The sequence below is a fragment of the Nocardia sp. FBN12 genome (genome assembly GCF_050320175.1).
Lineage (GTDB): Bacteria > Actinomycetota > Actinomycetes > Mycobacteriales > Mycobacteriaceae > Nocardia.
Window position 1 is genome coordinate 1,335,390 of the sequence record NZ_CP190048.1, and the last position, 25,203, is coordinate 1,360,592.

Annotated in this window: 14 protein-coding genes; 8 read left to right on the forward strand and 6 right to left on the reverse strand. The window is 68.0% G+C overall.

Annotated elements, in window-relative coordinates; genetic code table 11:
- Positions 1 to 3: 3 nt before the first annotated feature.
- Positions 4 to 651 carry a TetR/AcrR family transcriptional regulator gene (locus ACQHI0_RS06645; protein ID WP_427907039.1) on the reverse strand — a complete coding sequence of 216 codons (648 nt, stop codon included), beginning with the start codon at positions 649 to 651 and terminating at the stop codon, positions 4 to 6.
- A gap of 222 nt (positions 652 to 873) precedes the next feature.
- On the opposite strand from ACQHI0_RS06645, the gene ACQHI0_RS06650 reads away from it, so the two are divergent.
- The gene (locus tag ACQHI0_RS06650; RefSeq protein WP_427907040.1) at positions 874 to 2,082 is read left to right on the forward strand and encodes an esterase/lipase family protein; all 1,209 of its coding nucleotides are present in this window, start codon (positions 874 to 876) and stop codon (positions 2,080 to 2,082) included.
- 64 nt (positions 2,083 to 2,146) lie between these two features.
- Here ACQHI0_RS06650 and ACQHI0_RS06655 read toward each other — a convergent pair whose 3' ends face one another.
- The 3 genes from ACQHI0_RS06655 to ACQHI0_RS06665 are packed head-to-tail and all read right to left on the reverse strand — an operon-like array spanning position 2,147 to position 7,027.
- Positions 2,147 to 3,226 (reverse strand): alpha/beta hydrolase, encoded by a 1,080-nt coding sequence (locus ACQHI0_RS06655; RefSeq protein ID WP_427907041.1) that lies wholly within the window; start codon positions 3,224 to 3,226, stop codon positions 2,147 to 2,149.
- A gap of 10 nt (positions 3,227 to 3,236) precedes the next feature.
- Positions 3,237 to 4,805 (reverse strand): ArnT family glycosyltransferase, encoded by a 1,569-nt coding sequence (locus tag ACQHI0_RS06660; RefSeq protein WP_427907042.1) that lies wholly within the window; start codon positions 4,803 to 4,805, stop codon positions 3,237 to 3,239.
- A gap of 17 nt (positions 4,806 to 4,822) precedes the next feature.
- Positions 4,823 to 7,027, reverse strand: coding sequence for an MMPL family transporter (locus ACQHI0_RS06665; RefSeq protein WP_427907043.1), 2,205 nt, complete (start codon positions 7,025 to 7,027; stop codon positions 4,823 to 4,825).
- Between the two features lie 271 nt (positions 7,028 to 7,298).
- Here ACQHI0_RS06665 and ACQHI0_RS06670 point away from each other — a divergent pair, with 271 nt between their 5' ends.
- From ACQHI0_RS06670 to ligA, 7 genes are all read left to right on the forward strand, one after another.
- Positions 7,299 to 13,721, forward strand: a complete 6,423-nt coding sequence (locus ACQHI0_RS06670; RefSeq protein WP_427907044.1) for a type I polyketide synthase — start codon at positions 7,299 to 7,301, stop codon at positions 13,719 to 13,721.
- Positions 13,721 to 15,127 carry a condensation domain-containing protein gene (locus tag ACQHI0_RS06675; RefSeq protein ID WP_427907045.1) on the forward strand — a complete coding sequence of 469 codons (1,407 nt, stop codon included), beginning with the start codon at positions 13,721 to 13,723 and terminating at the stop codon, positions 15,125 to 15,127. The genes ACQHI0_RS06670 and ACQHI0_RS06675 overlap by 1 nt, the downstream gene beginning before the upstream one ends.
- Positions 15,124 to 15,834, forward strand: a complete 711-nt coding sequence (locus ACQHI0_RS06680) for a hypothetical protein (protein WP_427907046.1) — start codon at positions 15,124 to 15,126, stop codon at positions 15,832 to 15,834. The genes ACQHI0_RS06675 and ACQHI0_RS06680 overlap by 4 nt, the downstream gene beginning before the upstream one ends.
- Positions 15,831 to 17,288 carry an MFS transporter gene (locus ACQHI0_RS06685; protein WP_427907047.1) on the forward strand — a complete coding sequence of 486 codons (1,458 nt, stop codon included), beginning with the start codon at positions 15,831 to 15,833 and terminating at the stop codon, positions 17,286 to 17,288. Before ACQHI0_RS06680 ends, ACQHI0_RS06685 begins: the two co-directional genes overlap by 4 nt.
- A gap of 45 nt (positions 17,289 to 17,333) precedes the next feature.
- Positions 17,334 to 18,986, forward strand: coding sequence for a bifunctional 3'-5' exonuclease/DNA polymerase (locus ACQHI0_RS06690; RefSeq protein WP_427907048.1), 1,653 nt, complete (start codon positions 17,334 to 17,336; stop codon positions 18,984 to 18,986).
- Between the two features lie 232 nt (positions 18,987 to 19,218).
- A complete protein-coding gene (locus ACQHI0_RS06695) occupies positions 19,219 to 20,061 on the forward strand; it encodes an alpha/beta fold hydrolase (RefSeq protein WP_427907049.1) in 843 nt (280 codons plus the stop codon).
- A gap of 135 nt (positions 20,062 to 20,196) precedes the next feature.
- Positions 20,197 to 22,188 carry an NAD-dependent DNA ligase LigA gene (gene ligA / locus ACQHI0_RS06700; RefSeq protein WP_427907050.1) on the forward strand — a complete coding sequence of 664 codons (1,992 nt, stop codon included), beginning with the start codon at positions 20,197 to 20,199 and terminating at the stop codon, positions 22,186 to 22,188.
- Positions 22,189 to 22,330: 142 nt separating this feature from the next.
- On the opposite strand, the gene ACQHI0_RS06705 is transcribed toward ligA, so the two are convergent.
- Entirely contained in the window at positions 22,331 to 23,941 is a 1,611-nt protein-coding gene (locus ACQHI0_RS06705; protein WP_427907051.1) for an acyl-CoA synthetase, read from the reverse strand.
- Positions 23,942 to 23,963: 22 nt separating this feature from the next.
- Positions 23,964 to 25,202: a hypothetical protein gene (locus tag ACQHI0_RS06710; RefSeq protein WP_427907052.1), complete on the reverse strand. Its 1,239-nt coding sequence runs from the start codon at positions 25,200 to 25,202 to the stop codon at positions 23,964 to 23,966.
- Position 25,203: the final 1 nt, after the last annotated feature.

The window sequence follows — 25,203 nt, forward strand, 5'->3', positions numbered from 1 at the left end:
GGACTATTTGCGGCGCCGCATCTCGCCGTACAGCCACGTGCCGATCATCCGCGCGGTCATGGCGATGGCCTCGGCGCGGTCGCCGTCGGCCACGTCGTCGGCCGAGGCGCGCAAGACCGCGGCGAAACCGGTGTTGACCAGCACCCAGGACATCATCTCGTGATCACGGTCGCTTCCTGGCCCGATGAACTGGATCACAATGAGCTTCACCAGCATTCGCAATCGCGGTTCGAATTCGGGCAAACCGCTGCTGTAGAACTGCACGCTGCCGACCAGCGCGCGAACCAGATCCGACTTGTCGACCAGCACCTCGGCGAAGACCTCGAGAATCTCGGCGGCGATCGTGATGTACTCGTCGCTGCTCTTGGGCGTATTCACGACGGGCAAACTGAATACGCGCTGGGAGAACTCCTGCTCGGCGACGGCGATGAGCCGATCGAGGAGTTCGTCGACGAGAACGGACCGCTCCGGGAAATACCGGTAGAGCGTGCCGATGCTGATCCGCGCCTCCGCCGCGATGGCATTGGTGGAAGTATTGGAAATTCCCCGCTCACCGAACAATCTGGCGGCGGTGTCGAGGATGTGTTCCCGGGTCGCCTTCGCCCGCTCCTGCTTCGGTCGGATCCGCCGGTCGACGGGTTTCGCTGGCATCAGTGTTCCTTTCGGCTGCAATGATTCTCATGGAAATATTCCGAATGCTGGTCGATATTGCGAGGAATAATATTTCCTGTGTGCGGCCATGGGGTCCACAACAGTCGATTGGTGAGGTGCACACACCTGGCCGGAAGCGATTTCCGTGCCGGTTATTCCGGCATACGTTCGGGGCGGCTTACGAGCCGATTCCTTTTTCGCATTCGGAAAGGCAGACCTTGCATGACCACTACTCGTGGCCGCACACGCTCGGTGCGTGCGGCAATACTGATGGGCGTCAGCGTCGTTGCTGTCGCCCTGTCCGGGGCGGGGGCGGCGGCTGACCCGGCCTCCGGCCCCACCGAACAGCAGCTGGCCGAGATCATCTACGAGGGCCGCGACGTGGCCTGGGGAACCGACGGCGGGCTCGGTGGCACGGGTTCGGCCTGTACCTCCGGTAGCGGTGCGGGCTCGGGTAACGGCTCCGGCGACTGCCTCGGTGGCTCCGGTTCCAGCTCGGGCTCCTCGGGCGGCTATTCCTCCGACCCGGGTGCTATCGGCCCCGCGTCGACGGCGTTCCTGCCCGCGTTCGGCTACGGCCTGCTCAACCCCGACGCGGGTGCCCCCGGCACCAACGACTGGAACTGCAAGCCGACCGCCGAGCACCCTCGTCCGGTCGTGCTGCTGCACGGCACCTGGATGAACGCCTACAACGGCTACGCCTACATGGGTCAGCCGATCAAGGACGCCGGATACTGCACGTTCGCGTTCAACTACGGCCGCTCGAACATGATGGAAGGTGGCGGGCTCGGTTCGTTCCTGCCCGGTGTCATGGGCACCGGCTACATCCAGGATTCGGCCAAGCAGACCGCGGCGTTCGTCGACCGGGTCCTCGCGGCCACCGGCTCGAACGAAGTCGACATCATCGCGCACTCGCAAGGTGGGTCGATGGCGAACTGGTACACCAAGTTCGAGGGCGGCGCGGCCAAGGTGAAGAACCTGATCACCTTCGGTGCCACCCACCACGGCACCAGTCTCGACGGCATCGGTGCGCTGGGCCGCATGGTCAACAACCTGGGCATCGATGTGCTCGGTCCGATCGAGATCTTCGTCGGCCACGCCGGTATCCAGCAGACCGTCGGCTCGGATTTCGTCAAGACGCTCAACGCCGACGGTGACACCGTTCCCGGTGTCGATTACACCGTTGTCGGCACGCGCTACGACGAAGTGACGAACCCGTACGAGCTGACGTTCCTCGACCAGGGCCCCGGCTCGACAGTCGACAACGTGGTGCTGCAGGACGGTTGCGAGCAGGATATCTCCGATCACCTGACGATGATGTACTCCCCGCGTGCCCTGTCGATCGCACTGCGGGCGCTCGACCCGGTCCAGAATCCGAACCTGACCTGCACCTTCAACCCGTGGCTGATCGGGGGTGGCGGTTCCCTGTAGGCGAGGACACGAATCGGGTACATCGCGGCACGGCTTGGCCGCGATGTACCCGATTTTCGGGTTTCTAGGGGACGAGCAGCGCGGCGGCCCGCGCCCAGTAGGTGTGCATGTCCTGCTCCCAGTAACCCCAGGAATGCGTGCCGGCCGGGCGGAAGTCGAAGGTCGCCGGGATGTTCAGCGCCGCGAGGCGGTCGCGCAGCAACGCGGTGCACACCACGGTGATGCCGTCGAGAACGCCACCGATGATCATCTGGTCGAGCAGTTTCATCGGGCTGTTCGCGATGCCGGGGCCGGTCAAGGTGTCCAGCGGGCCGGGCAGGCCGTTGCCGGTGCTCACGTAAACCTGGACCCCGCGCAGCTTTTCGGCATTGAGGGCCGCGTCGTTGGCGATCCAGGCCGGATCGGTGGGCGGTCCCCACATGTTCAGCGGGTTGCCGCGCCGCGCGGTGACGATCGAGGCCACCATCGCCTGGCCTGCCGGGTTGCTGGTCTGGATGCAGCCGCTGAACGAGCCGACCATCCGAAAGCGTTGTGGCGCTTGCTGTGCCATGCGGAATACCGCCGAGCTGGCCATCGACAGTCCGGCGACCGCGTCGCGGCCGGTGCCGCGGAAGGCGGAGTCGATGATCGGCGGCAGTTCGGTGGTGAGGAAGGTCAGCCAGCGGTTGCGTCCGGTGCCGGGATCGTCGAGCTGCCAATCGGTGTAGAAGGTGCCCGCACCGCCGATCGGCATGACGATGTTCGCCTGCTTCTCGGCGAAGAACTCGACGGCGTCGGTCTTGGTGAACCAGTTGCTGCCCTCCCGCCAGTTCGGGGTGTCGGTGCCACCGTCGACTCCGTTGATCAGATACAGCGAGCCCGCGGGCGCCGTGGGATCGGCGGCGGGGATGACCGCGACGGTGACCGGGCGGTTCATCGCCGCGGAGTGCACGGTCAAGTCGATGACCTTGCCCGGTCCGTTCGCCGCGGCCGCCACCGCGTAGGACCCGTTCGGCGCGGGCAGGGCCGCCGCCATGGCGCGCGCGGCGACCAGGTCCGGGGCCGCGTGCGCCGTCGCGACGACGGGCAGACCCGCGGCGGCGACCGCCACCGTGAGCGCCAGCCGCCGCACCATCGAATTGACCACTGCCTTGTCTCCGTTCACTCGCGCATCGCTACTTCCCATGTCGGCTGGTCCCGTCGACGAGCCGCAATTGCTTGGCATCGGGCCACAGGGCCGACCACGGTTCGGTGGGCCCGCTGCACAGCCACACGGCGACACCACGATTCACACCGGGAAAGCCGAGTGGTTCGTCGATGTGGGTCAGCAGGGTCGTCTGTGTGAAGCGGGTGCGCAGCGCGCCGCCGGGATCGTCGACGCCGACGTAGAGCACCGTGGTCGCCTCGTCGGGTGGTGTGCCGAAGTAGCCGTAACCACGGTTCGGGCTGAACACCTCGGGCAGTCCTGCGGCAGCCCCGAAATCGTCGAGTGCCGCTGCCTGCCAATAGTTCTGGGTCACGATCACCAGACCGTCGCGCTGCCGCGGCGGTATCCGGTGGTAGGTCTCGGCGACGGTGGTGACCAGGTCGTCCCAACCGCTCGGGCCGAAAAGGACACTGCGCGAATGGATCTGCGAATAGTCGTCGGTGGACTGTCGCAGGGCGGACGCGGGCAGCGGCAGGACGACGACGAGCGCGACGCAGATCGCGGTCGTGAGTCCGCCGACGCAACCGCCGATGATCGCACCGCGCCGACCGAACCCACGGGCGGCCAGATACACCGCACCCGCCGCGAACAGGCCGGGGAACGCGCCGGCGACGAAGTACGGGCGCAATCCGAAGACAACGACCGCGCCGAGACCGAGCGCGATCATCGGGATCAGGAAGTAGTACGGGCGAAATCGCTCGGCGCGCAAGCCCGCCCACATGCCGACGAGCAACAGCAGCCCGCCCGCCCCGGTGACCTGGATCAGCGTCCACGGCACCGCGAACAGCCCGGCGGTGGCGAGTTGCTCGTCGCGCACGATGGCGCCCATCGCCAGCTGCGGCCAGCCATTGCTGTGCTGCCACCACAGAATCGGGACAGCCGATCCGGCGAGCAGTCCCGAGCCGAGCCACCAGGCGGGCCGACGCAGCATCTCCCGCGGCCCGAACACGGCCACACCGAGTGCGAGCACCGCCCAGATGATCGGGATCAGCCATTTGACCTGGAAGTCGACCGCGGCGACGAACCCCGCCGCGACCAACAGGTAGTCGTCGCGGGTGCGCACCCAGCGGATCAGCAACCACGCGAGCACCGCCGTCAAGGTGATGTCGAGGGCGAAGGTGCTCAGCATCGCCGATTGCATGACCGCCATCGGCGTGGTCGCGTAGGCGAGTGCGGCGATGGTCTGGGGGAGCCTGCCACCGCCGAACTCCCTGGCCATCACCGCGCTGAGCACGATGGCTAGCACTGTGAACACCAACGCGGGCAACCGCAGCGCGACCGTGGATCCCGGCGCGAGGAAGTCCGACAGTGCCGCCAGCAGCGGCACCAGCGGGCCCTGATCGGCGTAGCTCACCGACGGATGTCGTCCTGCGGCAAGGAAATACAGTTCGTCACCACCGATGCGGTAGCGATCGATCCTGGCCAGAAACAGTGTCGCGGCCACGGCGGCGACGATCGACACCTCGCGCCACGCGAAGGCGGGAAGCGCGGCGGTGGGGGCGGCGGGCACGTCGACGGTGCCGGTCCGGACGTTCATGGTGGTACTCCGCAGGTTCAGTCCCGGTCGCCGCGGACTGGCGTCGGAGCAGCTCCGGAAGGTGTCGAGGGGGAGGGGATTTCGTGTTCCGGTGCGGGCTGCAGGCGTTTCAACCACGCGGGCGCCCACCAGCAGGCGTCCCCGAGCAGCCGCATGGACGCAGGCACCAGCAGCATCCGCAGGATGGTGGCGTCGATGAACAGCGCGGTGACCATGCCGAAGGCGATGTACTGCATCATCAGCAGATCCGACAGCGCGAACGCGCCGGTGACCACCAGCAGGATCAGTGCGGCCGCGGTGATGATGCGGCCGGTGCGGGCGATCCCCGCCTGCACCGCCTCGGTGGTGGAAGCACCCGCGGCCCTGGCTTCGACGACGCGCGACAGCAGGAAGACCTCGTAATCGGTCGACAGCCCGTAGACCACCGACACGATCACCACCAGGACCAGCGACATGATCGGTTGCGGGGTGAAGCCGAACAACCCCGCGCCGTGCCCGTCGATGAACACCCAGGTGAGCACACCCAGCGTGGCACCGAGGCCGAGCAGGTTCAGCACGGCGGCCTTGAGTGGCAGCACCAGCGAGCCGAATGTCAGCGCCATCAGCAGTGTGCTGGCCAGGAAGACGAACAGGATCATCAGCGGCATCCGCTCGACCAGGGCGTCGATGCTGTCCTTCTCCACGGCGGGCTGCCCGCCGACCATCAGTGTCGTGCCCGGCGGCAGCGGCATCGACCGCAGATAGTCGATGGTCGCCTCGGCGTCGCCGGACCCGGCGAGCACGGACTGGGTGGTGAGGACCTGGGGCTGGAACGGCGACTGCATCGGTTCGGCGAACGGCGCGGCCAGGCCGGGGGCGTGGTTGGCGTCGGCGCGGACGGTATCGGCGGTTTCGGGGTCGAAAGTGACGATGACCAGGTCGATCGGGTCGATCTGGCGTAGCGGGAACAGCTCGTCGAAATGCTGCTGGGCCAGGCGCGTCGGATGGTCGGGCGGGAGGAAGCGTTCGTTGATGGAGCCGAAGGCAAGATGCTGGATCGGGAGGATGAGCAGCAGCAATCCGAGACAGATCGGAATCGCCACCGCCAGCGGACGTTTCATGACCGCTGCGGCGAACCGGCCCCATCTGTTGCCGGGCACATTCGCGACCGGTGCGCGGAACCAGTCGACGCCGAGCCAGTCGACTCGCCTGCCCAGCACCGCCAGCATCGCGGGCAGCAGGGTGATCGAGGTGAGCGCGGCCAGCGAGACGGTGATCATGGCGCCGTAGGCGAACGATCGCAGGAAGCCCTGCGGGAACACGAGAATCCCGGCCGCCGCGACCACGACGATCAAGGCCGAGAACAACACCGTGCGTCCCGCCGTGGTCACCGAACGCCGGACCGCGTCCTCGACCGTGCGGCCGTCGGCGAGTTCCTCGCGGAATCGGCTGAGCACGAACAGTCCGTAGTCGATCGCCAGGCCGAGCCCGATCATCGAAACCACGGGCGAGACAAAGGAGTTCACCTCGGTAACCGCGGTGAGACAGCGCAACAGCCCCCACGCGCCGAGCATGGTGAGCCCGCCGACGATCAGCGGTAGCGCCGCGGCGACGACGCCACCGAACAGGAAGAACAGCAGCACCGCGACAGCGGGAACGGCGAACAGCTCCACCCGCCGCTGATCCTGAACCATGGTGTCGTTCAACGCGAGTGCCACCGGTTGCCCGCCCGCGAGCTCGACCTCGACGCCGGGGATCACGAACTCCTCGGCGATCTCGCGGTAGTTGCGGCCCTGTTCGGTGGGATCGAGGCCGCTGATCGCGACCGAGGCGAACGCGTAATCCTTCGCGGGCGAGCCGAAGACATCAGGAAGCGCCACGCCGGTATCGGTCGGCCAGTACGCGCCGTTGACGCGGTCGATCTGGTCCGGGAACCGCTGGGGCAGGCTGTTCAGGCCCGCCACGACGGTCCCGGCGAACGCCGGATCGTCGATGGTGGTGCCCTCGGGTGCCCGGACCAGCAGGATCACATCACTGCTGTGGTCGCGGCCGAACGCGTTGTCGCGCACGTGCGCCGCGCGCACCGATTCCGACGACGGATCGTCGAACCCCTTCGCACTCAGATCCGCACCGAGGCCGAGTCCGTAGGCGCCGAGCGCCAGCAATCCGGTCACCATCACCATGATCACCAGATATCGCCGCCGCACGACGGTGTCTGCCCACTGGTTCAACTCGGCGAACACATTCGCCTCCCAACTGCTCGCGATGGGTCGAACTTGTCAGGAGTCGGTGGTCTTTTCGGTCGCTACCGCGCAATGTTGCGGTCGGTCACAATGCTTCTCGGAATACTGTTGTGAGCCATAACTTCGCGATATGGGTCCGATCACAGCGGACCTCGCTATCACCCGTCCGAAATTCCAGACGTCGGTAATCGTCACGATCGCGACGGCGGCGGGCTTCTACGTTGACACCAACGGTCAAATGCCACAGGCCGGTCGAACCGGAGGAAATCGCGTGTCGGATATTGCCATTGTCGGAATCGGATGTCGGTTCGCGGGCGGAATCGATTCCCCGGAATCGTTCTGGGACTTTATCGTCGACAAGCGCGACGGTGTCGTCGAGATGCCCGCCGATCGCTGGGATTGGCGTCGCTACTACGACCCGGAGCCGCGGACGCCGGGGCGCAGCTACACCAAACACGGTGCCTTCATGACCGGTGATCCGTGGGCATTCGATCCCGACTTCTTCGGGATCTCGCCGCGTGAGGCGACGGTGCTCGACCCGCAGCAGCGGCTGATGCTCGAGGTCACCTGGGAGGCCCTCGACGACGCCGGGATCGCGGGGCGCTCGGCAGGCGCGCAGATCGGCGTCTACGTGGGCGGCTTCGTCGTCGACCAATCGGTCATCGGTGTGGTCGGCCCCGCGCTGTTCCATACCGATATGCACACCCCGGCCAGTGCCTCGTACACGATGCTGTCCAATCGCATCGCCTACGCGCTGAACCTGGTCGGCCCGGCGATCACGGTCGATACCGCCTGCTCGTCGTCGCTGGTCGCGCTGCACCTGGCCTGCCAGGCTCTCGACAACGACGACTGCCGGGTGGCCGTGGCCGGCGGCGTCAACGTGATGCTGCAGCCGGAAACCTTCGTCCTCATGTGCAAGGGCGGGTTCCTGGCCACGGACGGTCGCTGCAAGTCCTTCGACGCCTCGGCCGACGGCTACGGCCGCGGTGAAGGCGCCGGGATGGTGGTGCTGAAGAAGCTCGACGACGCTGTGCGCGACGGTGATCGCGTCTACGCGGTGATCAAGGCGACGGGGTCGAACCAGGACGGCCGCACGACCGCGATCACCGTGCCCAATGTCGACTCGCAGGAGGCGTTGGCGCGCACGGTGTGTGAGCGCTCTGGCCTCGCTCCCGGCGAGATCACCTACCTGGAGGCGCACGGCACCGGAACGCTGGTCGGCGATCCGGTCGAATTGCGCGCGCTCGGCAGGGTTTTCGGCTCCCCATCCGGGCGCACCGGCACTATCGGCGTCGGCTCGGTGAAGGCGACGATCGGCCATACCGAAGCCGCCGCGGGTGTGGCCAGCGTGATCAAGGCCGCGCTGGCGCTGCGGCATCGCACGGTGCCGCCGCAGGGCTGGCTCGACAATCCGAACCCCGACATCCCGTTCGACGAGCTCGGCCTGCACGTCCAGACCGAGGCGCGGCCGCTGCCCGCCGACGGCGTGCCGATGTCGGTGGCGGTCAACGGATTCGGCTACGGCGGGACCAACGCCCACGCGATCCTGCAGGAGTTCCGGGCGCCCGCATTGTCGACCGCACCGGCCCGCCACCTCGGCATCCTGCCCATCTCCGCCCGCAGCACCGGTGCCGCGCGTGCGCTGGCGGGCCGGTTCGCCGAGCTGATCACCGCGGGGGCCGACCCGGATCGGCTGGCCGAAGCGGCGTGGACCCGGATGGCGCACCACCCGTTCCGTACCGGTGTGCTGCTGGACGGCTCCGCCGACGAGGTGGTTCGTGAGCTGCACGAATACGCGTCGGGCACCGGCCGCGACGCCGGCCGCACGGTCTCCTCCGGTGCCGCGGAGCCGGTCTTCGTGTTCTCGGGGATGGGACCACAGCACTGGCAGATGGCGCGCGGGCTGCTCGCGGCCGGGGGCGCGTTCGCCGACACCGCCGAGGAGATCGACGCGCAGTTCCGCGCGATCGCGGGCTGGTCGATCATCGAGGAATTGCGCAAGCCAGAGGACGAGTCACGGGTCACCAGTACCGAGGTCGCCCAGCCTGCCAATTTCCTTGTCCAAGTGGGCCTTGTGCGCGAGCTGGCCGAATACGGCATCGTCCCCGCGGCCATCGTCGGGCACAGCGTGGGTGAGGTGTCGGCCGCGTATGTCAGCGGCATGTTGTCCCTGCGCGAGGCGGTGCGCGTGGCTTATCACCGGGCGCGCCTGCAGGCCACCACCGCGGGAACCGGCGGGATGCTCGCCGTCGCGATGACCAGGGAGCAGGCCGACGCGCTCATCGCCGACGACCCCCGCGTCGACATCGCCGCCATCAACAGCCCCACCTCCTCGACCCTGTCCGGCGACGTCGACCGGCTCGACGAGATCGCCGAAAAGCTCACGGAGGACGGCATATTCGCGCGCCGGCTCCGAGTCGAAGTGCCGTATCACAGTCGGCTGATGGACCCGATCCGCGACGAACTGCGCACGGCGCTGGCGGATCTGGCGCCGAAGCCGCCGGTGGTGCCGCTGTACTCCTCGGTGACCGGGGAACTCGTCACCGAAGGCGATTGGAACGCCGAGTACTGGTGGTCCAATGTCCGTCAGCCCGTGCGGTTCTTCGCCGCGATCGGCAGCCTGATCGCCGCGGGTAGCCGGATCTTCCTCGAGGTCGGCCCGCACCCGGTGCTGTCGGGCAATATCCGCGAGGCGCTGGTCGACGCGGATGTGCACGGGACCACCGTGCCCACTCTGGACCGTGAGCAGTCCGATTCGCACAGCGTCCGGCGCACCCTGATCGGGCTGCACGCCGCCGGTGTCCTCGACCGTGAACTGCTGTTCCCGGCCGAGCGCGGCGCCACCGCGCACGTGCCGCTGCCGCGCTATCCCTGGCAGCGCACCCGCCTGCACTCGGCGCTGCCCCTGTTCGAACAGGCCCGCCTCGGCACGCCCGACGGTTACGCGATGCTCGGCGATCCCGATGTGGAGGGTCGTCCGGAGTGGTTGTTGCAGGTGGGGACCGAACTGCTGCCGTGGCTGGCGGATCACGTCGTCAACGGTGTCAAGATCATGCCGGGTGCGGCGTACCTGGATGCGGCATTGAGTGCGACCGCGCAGCGGATCGGAAGTAAACAGGTTGCGCTGGAAGGTGTTCGGTTCGTCGCACCGCTGATCATGGGTGCCCCTGATGTGCCACTGGTCGCGATGAGTGTCGAGGAGGCCAGCGGTCGCTTCCTGATCAGATCGCGCAGCGCCACCGGTACCGCGTGGACGGTGCACTCGACGGGTCGCACCTTGACCGGGAGCCACGAGCAGACGCAGGTCGAGCTGCCGGTCATCGAGGTGGGTGTCGAGGTCGACCCCGCGATGTTCTACGCGGGCTTGGCATCGGCCGGCCTGCAGTACGGTCCGTCGTTCCAGCGGGTGACCTCGGTCCGGGTAGGACGCGATGTGGTGCTCGCTACGGTCGACGGCAGCATCGCCGCGAACTCCCGGCACCTGGCGCACCCGGCCGTGGTCGATGCCGCGATGCAGTGCGCGGCCATGCTTTTCACCGACGAACGGATCAACGAGGGCGTCATGGTGCCTGTCGGGGTGAGCGCCGTGCGTCTGCTCGCCGACCTGCCTGCCGCGATCACCGTGGTCGCCCGTCGCGATCCCAACGCGCGCCTGCGCGCCGATGTCGATCTGCTCGACCAGGACCGAAAGCTGGTCGCGCGCTTGACCGGATTGCAGATCGGCGCGCTCAAACCCGGCGACGACCCCCTGCACCGGATGGCCGATTTCTACTACACCGAAACGATGGAACAGTGCGATCCCCTCGACCCCGTGGCGCTCGCCGAGGCCGGATCGGTGTCCACGGTGATGGTCGCGCTCGGTGGCAGCGCGCGGACCGGTGCGCTCGCCGCCGCGATTCCGGGTGCGCGGGTGTATTTCGCCGACCCGGTCGGGGACTCGTTGGAAGCGGATCTGGTCGCGAACCTGACGGCGGCGAAAGCCGAAGGGACACAGCGGTTGCACGTCTGCGTGGTGGTCGGCGCCGGTACCGACGACGTCGCCGACCTGTGGACGCTCAAGCGCATCGCGGTCGCGGTGTCGGAATACGTGACCCCGACTGTGGAAGGCGCCGCACCGCAGATCCACTTCGGTGACGGCGCTGTCCATGCCACCCTGGTCACCGAATCCGCCTTCACCGCGCCCGGCGCCGAGGTCGCGCCCGACCCGCGCCAGGCCGCGCTCGCCGGTGCTCGCCGGGTGCTGCTCAACGAGCAGACCCCGCTGCGCTGGCGGCTCGTCGACACCGAGCCGAGCACGTCGATCGCCGATCTGGTCACCGAACTCGGTGTGCCGGGCGCTTTTTCGCTCGACAACGCCGACGAGGTCCTGCTGCGCGAGGGCCTGCGCTGGGCGCCGGTGGTGACGAAACCGCTGCCGGAGCGCATCGAAGAACTGGAAACCTCGCACCCGCTGGCCGACCCCGAGGCGAACTTCGAGCTGGATATGCCGCGGACCCGGCTGCTGTCGCAGGTGGCGTGGCGGGAGTGCCCGCGCCCACAACCCGCAGCGGGGGAAGTCGAGGTCGCGATGGCCGTGATCGGACTGAACTACAAGGACCCGCTCAAGGTCATCGGCCTGCTCGGCGAACGCGAACTGGCGCCGACGTATTTCGGGACGGTGCCCGGCATGGAGGGCATCGGCACCGTGGTGCGGGTCGGTGCCGATGTCACCGATGTCGCGATCGGGGACAAGGTCGCGGTGGCATCCAAGGGGATGATGCGCCGGTTCGCCGTCGTCGATCGGGCGCTGGCGGTGATCGTGCCCGCCGACACCGATCCCGGCTACTGCACCAGCACCATCGCCTTCGGCACGGCCGAGTATGCCCTGCACGACCTGGCCCGGCTCGAACCGGGCGAGACCGTGCTGATCCACGGCGCCGCGGGCGGTGTCGGAACCGCGGCGATCCAGGTGGCCAAAGCGATCGGCGCACGCATCATCGGTACCGCCAGCTCGCCGGAACGACGCGAGCACGTGCTCGCGATGGGCGCGGACTACGCGGTGAACTCGCGCTCGCTCAACTTCGTCGACGACGTGCTCGCCTTGACCGGCGGCGCCGGTGCCGATGTGATCATCAGCAGCGCCCCTGGCGAGATCCTGCGTCAGAACTTCAATGCCGCCGCCGAATTCGGTCGCATCGTCGAAGTCGGCAAGGCCGATATCTACACCGGTGGTCTGCTGGAACTGGCCAACTTCGACAAGAATCTCGCCTACTACTCGATGGACCTCGACCGCTTGGTCGCGGTGCGCCCGCAGCGACTGTCGCGCCTGCTGGAACGAGTGTTCGAGAAGGTCACCGAAGGCACCTACACCCCGTTGCCCTACCAGATGTTCGAGACGCACGAGGTGAGCAAGGCGTTCGAGGAGACACTGCGGTCCTCGCGGGTGGGTCGAGTCGCTCTGCGGATGGACGACCCACAGCCACCCGTCCGGCCTTACCTGCCCGCACTCGATATCGATGGCACCGCAAGCTATCTCGTCACCGGCGGGTTCGGCGGCTTCGGATTGGCGATCGGGCGTTGGCTGGCGTTGCGTGGCGCGCGCAGGCTGGTGCTGGTCGGGCGTGGCGGGGCGGCCACCGAGACCGCGCGGCGCCAGCTCGAGGCCTGGCGGGCACTCGGTATCGAGGTGATCGAGGAACAGGCCGACGTCACCGACGCCGACGCCGTCGCCGCGATCGTGGCGCGCGCGCATCGCGACGAACACCCGCTGCGCGGGGTCTTCCACGCCGCCGGCGCGGTGGCCGACAACCGGCTCGCCAAGATGGAGTTCGGTGAACTCGACCGCGTCTATCGCCCGAAAGTCCATGGTGCGCAGGCGATCCACCAGGCGGTCGCCGACGCGGGCATCGCCCTTGACATGTTCGTGCTGTGCTCCTCGGGCGGCTCGATGTATGGGATCTACGGTCAGTACAACTACTGCGCCGCCAATGTCGCCGTCGAAGCTCTGGCACGGCGGTGGGCCGCGGACGGTGAGCGCGCGCTGTGTGTCGGCTGGGGCCACCTCTCGGGTGCCTCGGGCGGCATGGCTTCGGACGAAACCGCCGAAAAATACTTGGACCTGGTCGGATTCGGTCCGATCGACATGGCCGACGCCACCGCCTACCTCGAACAGACCTTGTGTCTCGGCGCGACGAACGCGGCGATCATCCCCACCGATTGGGCGAAACTCACCGGAACCTTCCCGCAGTTGGTGCGCACCGGCCGCACCGCCGCGCTGGCGCGGTCGTCGGCGAAGGACACCTCCGAACTGGCCAGGCTCCGTGCGGAATTGGCCGCGATGGAGGAAGCCAAGCGTGGGCCCGCCATCGCCCGCAAGATGGCCGACGAACTCGCCGTGGTGATGGGGGTTCCGGTCGAGTCGATCGATATGACGGTGCCGGTACCGGAACTGGGGCTGGACTCGTTGATGGCCGTCGAATTGGGCGCCCGGGTCACCAAGACACTCGGCATCGACCTGATGTCGATGCAGATGGGCCGCTCGTTCAGTCTGGAACAGGCCGGACCAAAGGTCGCGGAACTGATTCTGGCGTCCGAACCCGCTGTCACACCGCCACTTCCGTCAGCTTCGGGTGACACCGCGCCGCAGGAGGCGGTGGTGCCCGAACAGTGGACTGTCGATCAACCGGTGGCGGCCTCGATGGCGGGATCGCACTGATGGTCGACTTCGGCTTGATCGACGAATGGCGGCCGACACCCGGCCGGCTCGTGACCTGGTTCGCCTCGGCGGACTCGGTCGCGCGGGCGGCGCGGGCGCCCGCCCACCCGGCACCGCCGTCGTTACAGCAGGAGCAATACCTGCGCCTGGCCGACCGGCACGCCGAGGCGGACTTCCGGTTCTCGGGGCTGTGCCTGGTCACCGCCGAGATCCCCACCGGTGACCTCGACCGCGATGCGATCACCCGCGTGATCCACGCCTTCCTGATGCGCCACGACACCTTTCGCACCTGGTTCGCTGTCGAACACGGTGGCACGGTGCGCCGTCACCTGGTGCCCGAGGCCGATGTCGAGTTCGTCCCGGTCGACTACGGTTTCGTCGACGACCCAGAGGCGATCTGCCGGCACGTCGAGAAGACCACGCCCGGCCCGTTCCACTGGGATTGCTTCACCTTCGGCACCATCGAGCACGAAGATTCCACCACCGTGTACCTGGCCGTCGACCATCTGCACACCGACGGCCTCGGGCAGTACCTGTCGGCGGCCGACTTCGCCCAGCTCTACGCCGCCGAACTGTGGGACGAGGCCGAACCGCTCGCCCCCGCGGCGAGCTACCTCGACTACTGCCGCAACGAACGGTTCTTCAGCGATCAGCAGAGCCTGAGCTCGCCGGGCGTGAAGAAGTGGCTCGCCCTGCTGGGCGGCAACGACAACAAGCTGCCGAGCTTCCCGCTGGACTTGGGCGCGAAGACCGACGGCTATCACCGCAGCGCGCACCGCGCCATCGTGCTGCTCGACGACGAGCAGGCCGGCCGATTCGAAGAAGTGTGCCGGGCCAACGGCGCCGATTTCGCCGGCGGTGTGTTCGCGGCGGCCGCGTTGGCCGAACGCGAACTCGTCGGCTCGGACTACTACTTCGGGATGACTCCGGTCAGCACGAGAACCTCCGCGGCCGAGAACAATTCGGTGGGCTGGTACGTGACGCTGGTTCCGGTCGCCTTCCCGCTCAGCGACCGCACCACGATCGCCCGTGCGCTCAAGACCGCCCAGCGCGCCTACGACAGCGGACTGCTGTTGGCAGGCACCTCTTTTCACCGCGTTCTCGACCTCCTGCCCGCGGATTCCGAGATCAAGGTCGAACCGGGCTGGGTCACCCCGATGATCTCGTTCATCGACGCGAGGGACTTCCTCGGCAACGAACTGTTCGACAGCATGAACGCCGGCGTGTTCGCCAACCGCGCCGCCTCGGAGGAGGCGCTCATCTGGATCAACCGGCTGCCTGGCCGGACCTCGCTGAGCGTCATCTTCCCCGATACCGCGATCGCGCAGGAGTCGGTGGGTCGCTACCTGGACACCATGAAATCCGTATTCGGAGCCATCATCGACAGCGCCGCGGAGCACCCATGATCCGAGAAGAGTTCGTACCGACCATCTTTCGTGACCCGGGCATTCCCGACGGCGAGAAATCGCGCTACCACGTCGGCATCGCCGGTGAGCCGGGCGGCTTCGAGGTCTGCCATGTCGTCGTGCACGACCGGGGCGGGTATCGCACGACACTCGAGGCGAGTCCTGAGGGCAACAGCGACCGTGAACTGGTCATGACCGTCGAGCAGCGCATCGGGCGCATCGAGGGGCGACTGCACGCGGAAACCTATCGCGCGCAGACCCGGTCGGGCTCGACGGTGGTGTCGCGTGAGGAGGTGAATTTCGTCGACACCGTGCATCTGCAGTTCGGTGGCCTGCCCGGGCCGTTCCCCCCGAATGTGATGCCGATCGCCGGGGGTCTGACGATGCTGCGTGGACTGGAATTCGCCGAGGGGCTGGTCGAATCGGTCGATGTGTGGCTCGCGTCGGCGGTGCACTGGCCACTGCTCGTCCGGGTGGAGAAACAGGTCGTCTTCGCGGGACCCGCCGGGGTCTTCCCGTGCTGGCAGGTGCGGTTGCGGCCCGGCTTCGACCAGGTGAACGGCATGCTGGACAAGATGGTCGGCTCTGTCGTGCCGCCGTTCATCGCGCTGTTCGAGGTGGCGGCACCGCATCGAATGGTGCAGCTGAATTTCCCGACCCAGATGTCGATGTCGGCCCCGCGCGCGACGATGGAGCTCGTGTCATGAGCGACCACGCCGGGGCCGCGAAGGTGGCGGTGCCCGAGCTCGGTGCGTGGCTGGCCTTCGGTGCGTGCCTGATCGCGGTGTTCATGCAGATGATCGATGTGACGATCGTGAATACCGCGCTGCCGAATCTGACCGCCGACCTCGGTGCGTCGAGATCGGCTCAGCTGCTGGTGATTTCGGGCTATGCGCTCGCATTCGCGTGCACCCTGCTCACCGCCGCGCGGATCGGCGCGATGGTCGGTCGGCGGCAGATGTTCCTGGTGTCGGTGGCGGCCTTCACCGCCGCCTCGGTGTGGTGCGGGTTGGCCGGCGGCGCGACCGAATTGGTGATCGCCCGGGTTGTTCAAGGGGCGGCGGGGGCCGGTATGGCAGCCCAGACGATCGCGATTCTCACGGCCGGTTTTCCGCGTGCACGGCATCCGTTGGTGTTCGCGCTGTACGGGGGAGTGGCCGGGTTCGCCGGGATGCTCGGGCCGATTGTCGGCGGCGTACTGCTCACCATCGACATCGGTGGGTGGGGGTGGCGGTCGGTCTTCTTGATCAATCTGCCGATCGGGCTGTTCGCGTTCGCGCTGGCCTGGAAGTTCCTTGACCGCGCACGTCCGGAAGGTCGCCATCGACTCGACCTGGTCGGTGCCGCGCTGTCCGGGGTCGGCCTGTTCGCCCTGATCGCCGGGATTGCGCAGATCCAGCAGTACGGGTGGCGGCTCGACCTCGTCGCCGTCACCGGCGCCGGGCTCGTCCTGATCGGGGTGTTCCTCGCGCACCAGCGCGGCCGGACCGCGCGTGGCGACAACCCGCTCGTGCGCCTCGACCTGTTCGGCAACCACGGTTTCCGGATCGGTTCGGTGCTGGTCGGCGCCTTCTTCGGACTGTTCACCGCGTTCGTGTTCGCCGCCTCGATCACCATGCAGGATGTGCTCGGCTATTCGCCGCTGCGCACCGGCATGGTGATGACCCTGTTCGCGCTTGGCGCCGGCGCGGGCGCCATCGGTTCGCTGATTCTGGTTCCCCGCTGGGATATCCGGGCGCTGGCTGCCGGGATCGCGCTGTTCGGCGGATGTATCGGCGCGGGTGGGGTGTACCTGCACCTGGTTGACGGGGTGGCGAGCGCGCTGCTTTGCGCGGGACCGGTGTTCGCGGCCGGATTCGGGGTCGGGGTCTTCGGTGTGCAACTGCAACCGATGATGCTGTCCGGGTTGGACGCCGATCGGATGGCGGAGGCCTCGGGTGTGTTGCCGACCGTCGAGCAGGTCGGGAACGCGGTCGGCCTCGCGGTGTTGACCACGGTGTTCTTCCGTTCGCACAGCCTCGGCGGCAGCATCATGATGATGGGTGCGATCGCTGTGGTCGCCTTCGTTCTCGCCGGCCTGACGTTGGCGATGCCGTCGCGCGAGCGGCGGGAACGGGCCGCGGCGGGCGTTGCTCATGCCGCTGTGACAGGCCGCGGCTAGCGTCGACCAGCGTTTGTGTCGGACCAGGCTGCCAGACTCTGGCAGGTGAGGTGGGCGATTGCGGAGACGGGCGATGGTGGCGCCCGGTTGTGTCCGCTCGATCAGGATGGTCGACCCGCGGGACCGGTGGTCGATGAGGCCTCGCTCGTCGAGGCGGTGCGGTCGCGTCCCGAGGTCGAGCGGTGGGTGTGGCGATCCACCGCGGAGATCTACCGGACGCTGTTGGCGGCGGGCGTGCGCGTCGAGCGTTGTTATGACGCGCAGGCGGCGGAGGCGCTGCTGATCGGGTACGAGGAAGGGCAGTCGGGCCAGGCGCGGTCGCTGGCGGCGGCCTGGGCGCGGCTACACAATTTGCCCGTCCCACCGGATGCGCCGTTGCGGGCCGCGCAGACCCAGCCGTCATTGTTCGAGTCGGGCCCCGCACCGTTACCGCCCGGAATCGACGAGTTCGCCGCCCTGCTCGCGGTCTATGCCGCACAGGTCGCCCGCACCGCCGCGACCGAGCATCCGGACCGGATGCGGCTGCTGCTCGCGGCCGAATCGGCGGGCATGCTCGTCGCCGTCGAGATGGGCGGGCTCGGAATCCCGTGGCGTGCCGATGTGCATCGCGAATTGCTGGATTCGATGCTGGGAGAACGCTTTGCGGGCGGCTCGGAACCACGCCGGATGGCCGAGCTCGCCGACGAGGTGTCGCGGGCGTTCGGGACCGGAGTGCGCGTGCGGCCCGACCTCCCCGCCGACATCATCAGAGCCTTCGGTCGCGCCGGGATCCTCCTGTCCTCCACCAGGAAATGGGAACTCCAGCAGATCGACCACCCGGCCGTCGCCCCGCTCTTGGCCTACAAATCGCTGTACCGCCTGTACACGGCGCACGGCTGGTCCTGGCTCGAACAGTGGGTGCACGGCGGCCGCTTCCGGCCCGAGTACCTGCCGGGCGGCACCGTCTCGGGCCGCTGGACTACCAATGGCGGTGGCGCACTACAGATTCCGAAAGTGATCCGGCAAGCGATCCGCGCCGACCCCGGCTGGTCGCTGGTGGTCGCCGACGCCGACCAGATGGAACCGAGGGTGCTCGCGGCGATCTCGCGTGACCCTGGCTTGATGGACGTGGCGGGCCGCGGCGAAGACCTGTACGCGGACCTGGCGGCCCGTGGATTCGGCGGCGACCGGGACCAAGCCAAGCTCGCAATGCTCGGCGCCATCTACGGCCAGACCTCCGGCGACGCCCTGACCCACATGGCGGGCCTGCGCCGGCGATACCCGGCCGCCGTGGCCTACGTCGACGACGCGGCGCGGGCAGGCGAGGAGGGCCGCCTCGTGCGCACCTGGCTGGGCCGCACCTGCACACCGCTGTCGGTCGCGCCCGACGACACAGACACACCGCAAGCCACCCGCGCCGATTCCGCCGCCCGCGCCCGCGGCCGCTTCACCCGGAACTTCGTGGTGCAGGGCAGTGCCGCCGATTGGGCACTGCTGGTGCTGGCGGGCATCCGGCACGCGATCCGCGACCTCCGCGCGGAACTCGTCTTCTTCCAGCACGACGAGGTGATCGTGCACTGTCCGACCGAGGAAGCCGCCACCGTCGCCGCGGCGATCGCCACCGCCGCGAACACCGCGGGGCGGATCGCCTTCGGACAGACCCCGGTCCGGTTCCCGTTTACCACGGCGGTGGTCCAGTGCTACGGCGACGCCAAGTAGACCGCGGGCCGCTACGGCAGTGCCGCCGTTCGGAACGGGATTCGTTCTACGCCGAGCCTGGCGGTCTCGCGGACCCGGCCGACGGGACAGTGCTCGCGTCCCGGGCGATCGAGCCCGCGGTGCCGGTGCTGGTCTACCGCGAAGTCTCCCCAGGGTGGATGCTGATTCGAGCACGTTGTTCGACGCTGGGATCGCTCGGTTCGCAATGCACGCGCAATGAAAAGGAGCTGCCATGGCACGGTCACGCAGCGCGCTCGGTTTCCACACGCTGGTTCCACCGACTCGCCACGCGCCGGGGGCGAGGCTGTACTACGAGACACGCGGGACAGGACCGCTGCTCGCGTTGCTCGGCACCCCGCTCGGTACCGACGCTTACGCAGAGTTAGCCGAACTCCTCGCCACCGAACGCACGGTGCTCACCTACGACCCGCGAGGAACTCACCGCAGCACCAGCGAGTCCGACGCCTACGACGACACTCCCGAACTGCGCGCGTCCGATCTGTCCCACCTCCTGGCAGCCGTCACCGACGAACCGGTCGACCTCTTCGGCAGCAGCGGCGGAGCACTGACAGGTATCGCCCTCGTCACCGCGAGCCCCGGCCGCGTGCGGACACTGGTAGCCCACGAACCCCCGGTCATCACCGCTCTGCCGGACGCAGCCGAGATCCGTACCCGAATCGACGAGGTCGTCACGGCGTTCCACACCGCCGGAGCCCCAGCCGCCTGGGCTCAGTTTCTCAGTGTCACGGGCATGCCCACCTCGTCCGACGGCGACGACGACACACCCGACTCCCGACCCGATGAGAACGCCGACCCCGATGGCGACTACTTCCTCACCCGCATGCTGCCCCACACCCCCCGCTACTACCCCGATCTCCCGGCGCTGCGGGCAGCCGACACCCGGGTGCTGTTCGGCGTCGGCGCGGACAGCGGTGACCAACTGCCGCGCCGCGCGACAACAGCACTCGCTACGCGGCTGCACCACCGAGTCACCGAGTTCCCCGGCGGCCATCTCGGCTATCTCACCCATCCCAGCGAATTCAGCGCTCTGCTCGACCGGCACCTGCGCGCGTGAGCACACCACAGCGCACCGGCAAGGGGCTGCGCGAGGCGGCCGATGCAGGGAAAGAGGTGGCGACCTGCTGCCGCACCGAACCGATCGCGAATGTCGGGACCGTAGATGTCGGTGGGTATCGGTAGCGTCTTGTCCGTGGAAACAGGGGAACGAATCCAAGAACTCGCCGACCGGATGGTCGTGCTGCGCGATGCCTACTACCAGGGTGCGCCGCTGGTCGCCGACGCGGAATTCGACGCGATCGAAGACGAACTGCGTGCCCTGATCGCGGCGCATCCCGACCTCGCGCCGGATCCCAACCCCCTGGACCAGGTCGGTGCGCCCGCGGTGCTGCACGCCCCGGTCCGGCACGCGCGGCCGATGCTCTCGCTGGAGAAGTCGACCAAACCGGAACAGGTCGCGGCGTTCTTCGATCGTTTCCCCGGCCAGTCGGTGGTCGTGATGCCCAAGCTCGACGGGTTGTCGCTGTCGCTCGTCTACGAGAACGGGCGGCTGGCGCGTGCGGTGACCCGCGGCGACGGCACCACCGGCGACGACGTGACCCCGCTGGTCCGGGCCCTCGTCGACGGAGCTCCCGAGCGCATCGAGCTACCCGGCCGCGTCGAAGTGCGTGGCGAGGCGGTGATGTTGCGCTCGACCTTCCTCGCCTACAACACCGCGCACCCGGACAAGCCGCTGATCAATCCACGTAACGCCGCCGCGGGCACGCTGCGGGCCAAGGACCCGGCCACCGTGTCGGAGCGGCGCCTGCTATTCTTCGGCTTCGACCTCGACACCTCGGCCGACGACGCCGCGCACGACCTGGGCGAGGGCCTGCGCGCGATCGGGGTCGCGGGTGCGCAGATGCGGTTGTGCGCCGACGCCGCGCAGGCGCAGGCGGCGATCACCGAGATCGAGCAGGGCCGCAATGATCTGGACTACGACATCGACGGCGCGGTGCTGCGGCTGGCCGACCGAGATGCCTACGCGGCGGCCGGAACCCGGTCGAATTCCCCGCGTGGCGCGCTGGCGTTCAAGTTCGCCGCCGAGGAGAAGACCACCCTGCTGCGCGAGGTGATCTGGGACGTCGGCAAGACCGGCAAGATCGTTCCCGTCGCGTGGCTGGAGCCGGTGTTCGTGGGCGGCACGACGGTCACGAAGGCCACCCTCGCCAACCAAGAGGTGATCAGGGCCCGCGATATCAAGATCGGCGACACGGTGCTGGTGCGCCGCGCGGGTGATGTGATCCCGTTCGTGGCCGGTGTGCTCGACGCCGCCAAGCGCACGGGCGAGGAGCTCGAGATCGTCTCGCCCACCGCCTGTCCGTCGTGTGGACAGCCCGTCACCGAGCAGGGAAACAGTCGAGAACTGTTCTGCACCAACGTTTCCTGTCCCGCCCAAACGGTGCGCAGGCTGATCCACTGGGCCTCGCGCGCGGCCGCCGACATCGATGCCATCGGCGGAGTGTGGATCGAGCGCCTCGCCGAGGCCGGAATTCTCGAAAGCCCGTCGGACTTCTACACGCTCACCAAGGAGCGGCTGCTCGAATTCGATCGCATCGGCGAGATCTCCGCCGCGCGGATGATCGATACGATCGACGCCAGCCGCCAGGTCGGCCTGCGCCGCGCCCTGATCGGCCTCGCGATCCCGATGGCCTCCGACGGCACCGCCGCGCGGCTGGCCCGCTCGGGCTTCGGCTCCTTGGAAGAGGTCGCCGACGCGGGCGAGGAACGACTCGTCGGGGTGGAGGACATCGGCCCCAAGGTCGCCGCCTCCCTGGTCGCCCACCTGACGCGGCTGCGTCCAGAACTGGACCGCCTGCGCGAACTCGGTGTCTCCCTTGACGTGCGCGAGGAGGACCTGCCGCCGGTGATCGCGGCCGGCGCACCCCTCGAGGGCAAAACCGTGGTGATCACCGGCGCGATCAGCGACCCACGCTCCGGCGAGAAGGTCGCCCGGCCGACGTTCCAGCGTCTGTGCGAGCAGGCGGGAGCCACGGCGGCATCCTCGGTCTCGGCGAATACCGACATGCTCATCACCGGCGCGGGCGTCGGTGACAGCAAACTCGCCAAGGCCGAGAAGCTCGGCGTCGAGGTCGTCGACCAGGGCGAGATCTGGAAACTGCTGATCGACGCCAAGATCATCTGACGAGCGCGGGCCTGGCAGCCTTCAGCCGGCCTGCGTAGTCAACCGTGGCCATTGGCGCAACAGGCGATTCGAGTGCACCGGCACCGCCCAATGATCCGAAAAGCCCTGCGCCGGAAGCTGACTCCCGACGCAGGTAGCCCGCTCACTCGGACCGATGGTCGGGGTCCCGGTCGGTGACGTAGTCCTTGGCCCAGCGGTAGTCGGGTTTGCCACTGGGGGAGCGGGAGATCGTGTCGGCGATCCAGAGGAGTTTGGGGATCTTGTATCCGGCCAGGTGCGGACGCACATGGGTGTGGACGGCGTCGACGTCCAGGGTGTGGTCGGGAGCGATCGAGATGATCGCGGCGACCTGCTGACCCCACCGTTCGTGCGGGACGCCGATGACCACCGCGTCGTAGATCGCGTCGTGCGACTTCACGACGGCCTCGACCTCCTCGGGGAACACTTTCTCGCCACCGGTGTTGATCACCATGTTGCCGCGGCCGATCAGGGTGATCGAGCCGTCGGCCTCGGCGCGGGCCCGGTCGTCGGTGACGACGATGCGGGCGCCGTCCACCGTCTTGAACAGCCGGGCCGTGCGCTCGGGGTCGTTGTAGTAGCCGAGCGGGACCGCGCCCGTCTTGGCCAGCCAGCCCTCCTCGCCGGGCCCGACCGGCTTGCCGTCCTCGTCGACGACCACCGCGCCGCGTCCGGTCTGCACCCGGGGACCGCGCGCCGGATCGTCGTCCTTCTGTGCGAAACCGATACCGCCGAAACCGGTTTCGGACGAGCCGATCGAGTCCGACACCATCGACGTCGGAAACTTCTCCAGCAGCGCGTTCTTCACCGGCTGGGACAGCAGCGCCGCCCCCGAGGCGATCACGAGCAGCGAGGCGGCGTCGACCGGCTCCGTATCGAAGGCATCGATGAGCGGGCGAGCCATGGCGTCGCCGGTGATGACCATGACATGCGGTCGATGGGTGGCGACCGACTGCCAGATCTGCGCCGGGTCGAACCGCGGCTCGAACAGCACGGCGTTACCCGACCACAGGGCGTTGAAGGTCGGCATCATCGCCGCGGCGTGGATCAGCGGCGGGAGCACGAACCAGATGCTCGGCACCCCCTGCGCACCGGTCGCCGACTGCTGGAATTCATCGCGCACCGGTTCGCCGGTGTAGAAGTCGATGCCGCCGCCGAGGACGCGCCACATGTCCTCCTGGCGCCACATGACGCCTTTGGGCATGCCGGTGGTACCACCGGTGTACATCATGAACAGGTCGTCCGCGGTGCGAGTGACCTGCGGGCGGGACGGCTTTCCGGCGGCGACGAGTTGGTCGTACCGGATCGCTCCGGTGCCCGCTGCGCCGATATCGCGGTCGTCGTCGACGCAGATCGACCGGCGCACCGTCGGCACGAGTGCGAGGGCCGCGCGGACCGTCTCTTCGTAACAGGCGTGATAGACCAGGACTTCGAGGTCGGCGTTGTCGTAGACATAGGCCAGCTCGGTCGGGCTGTATCGGTAGTTGATATTGATCGGGACAGCGGCCAGCTTGAAGCAGGCGATCAATGTCTCCATGGTTTCGATGCTGTTGTGCATCTGGAATCCGACGTGCGTGCCGTGTCCAACGCCCGACCCGGCCAGCTGGTTCGCGAGCTGGTTGGCGCGAATATCCAGCTCCCGGAACGACACTCGACGGTCGCGCTGTATCAGCGCGATCCGATCGGGCATGGCGTCGACGGAGTGTTCGAACAGGTCGGCGAAGTTGTTGGCCATGTCAATCTCTCTCGGCGATCTCTCACACGACGGTGAGCGGCAGGGGCTTTCCCCGGTCGGTGAAGGAGAAGCCCGCACCGGTGCTGAAACGGGTCACCGCGACTTCGGACGCTTCCCGGAAGGGGTGGTCGGCCTGGTCGATCTCGACGGTCCAACCGTGCTGGTCGGTGCCGGCGAGACGGGTGACGAACCGCGGGTCGACGCCGCGGACCAGGGCATCGAGCGGGCGAAGGTCATCGGCGGTCAGCATCGACGGCCACGCGCCATCGGTCTGCGCCCCACTGGTATGCGGAAAACGTAGACGCACAGCGGAGTTCGCGAGCGCGATCTCGATCCCCGTGTAGCTCAACGGGTTCAGTGCCGGATGCAGACGCAGGACCGTGGCGAGCGCGTGCGGATCGTGGCCGAGGTCGAGGCACTTGCGCAGGCGCTCGGAGGTCAGTCCGGCGATCCCGGCGAACTGCTTGCGCCCGATGCCGAGCGCGGTGGCCGCATCGGAACGCTCTCTGATGGCGACCATGAAACCGAGCGTCAGCAGATGCTGTTGCAGGCAGATCTCGTCGGCCATCCGCCGCAACGCCGCGTGGGAGAAATCGGCGAACCGCAGATCACTCAGCAGCGGACCGGTGTAGTCGGCCTTGCCTTCTTCGCCCGGGTCGATCTCGGCCAGCTCCAGGCCGGCGGCAACGGAATTCGCGACGAGCGCGGCATTGCGGGGAATCGCTGGAGGCACGTGCGCGGGGTCGATGACGACGGTCCACGCGCACACCGGGGTCCGGTCGGCGGGCTTGCGCGGAGGACGGTGGATCGGCCGCACCTGGGCGTGCGGATTGGTGGCCAGCGCCGTCGCGTCGAAGGTGGGGTCCTCGATGTCGTGGCACATCGCCACCACGAACTCCTCGCCCATCGGCTCCACATCGGCCAGCGCCCCACAGTGGTCGAGCCAGAACTCGCCGTGATCGTGGTCGTCGACGCGGAACCGGAAGTCCATGAACTGCGGCGGCGCGCCGATATCGAGTTGCAGCCCCTTGAAGATGGTCTCGACGCTGTCGCCGCTGAAGCGCAGGGCCCGCTGCATTCGACGGGTGTAGATCGGACTGGCCAGCTGCCACTCCTCGATCGCGACCGCCGTCATCCCCTCACGGCCGAAAGCGCCGATGGTGTGTGCCATCCCGGACCGGTCGATGAGGTGACCGCACAGCAGCAACTCGGGAACCAGCACCGCCAGCTGATCTCTGGACAAGCCGGCGTAGCTGCTCATC

Excerpts from the sequence above, each read along its gene's own strand:
- ACQHI0_RS06650 (WP_427907040.1), top strand. The coding sequence starts at position 874 with ATGACCACTACTCGTGGCCGCACACGCTCGGTGCGTGCGGCAATACTG.
- ACQHI0_RS06675 (WP_427907045.1), top strand. The coding sequence starts at position 13,721 with ATGGTCGACTTCGGCTTGATCGACGAATGGCGGCCGACACCCGGCCGG.
- ACQHI0_RS06710 (WP_427907052.1), bottom strand. The coding sequence starts at position 25,202 with ATGAGCAGCTACGCCGGCTTGTCCAGAGATCAGCTGGCGGTGCTGGTT.
- ACQHI0_RS06695 (WP_427907049.1), top strand. The coding sequence starts at position 19,219 with ATGGCACGGTCACGCAGCGCGCTCGGTTTCCACACGCTGGTTCCACCG.
- ACQHI0_RS06685 (WP_427907047.1), top strand. The coding sequence starts at position 15,831 with ATGAGCGACCACGCCGGGGCCGCGAAGGTGGCGGTGCCCGAGCTCGGT.
- ACQHI0_RS06645 (WP_427907039.1), bottom strand. The coding sequence starts at position 651 with ATGCCAGCGAAACCCGTCGACCGGCGGATCCGACCGAAGCAGGAGCGG.
- ACQHI0_RS06680 (WP_427907046.1), top strand. The coding sequence starts at position 15,124 with ATGATCCGAGAAGAGTTCGTACCGACCATCTTTCGTGACCCGGGCATT.
- ACQHI0_RS06660 (WP_427907042.1), bottom strand. The coding sequence starts at position 4,805 with ATGAACGTCCGGACCGGCACCGTCGACGTGCCCGCCGCCCCCACCGCC.
- ACQHI0_RS06705 (WP_427907051.1), bottom strand. The coding sequence starts at position 23,941 with ATGGCCAACAACTTCGCCGACCTGTTCGAACACTCCGTCGACGCCATG.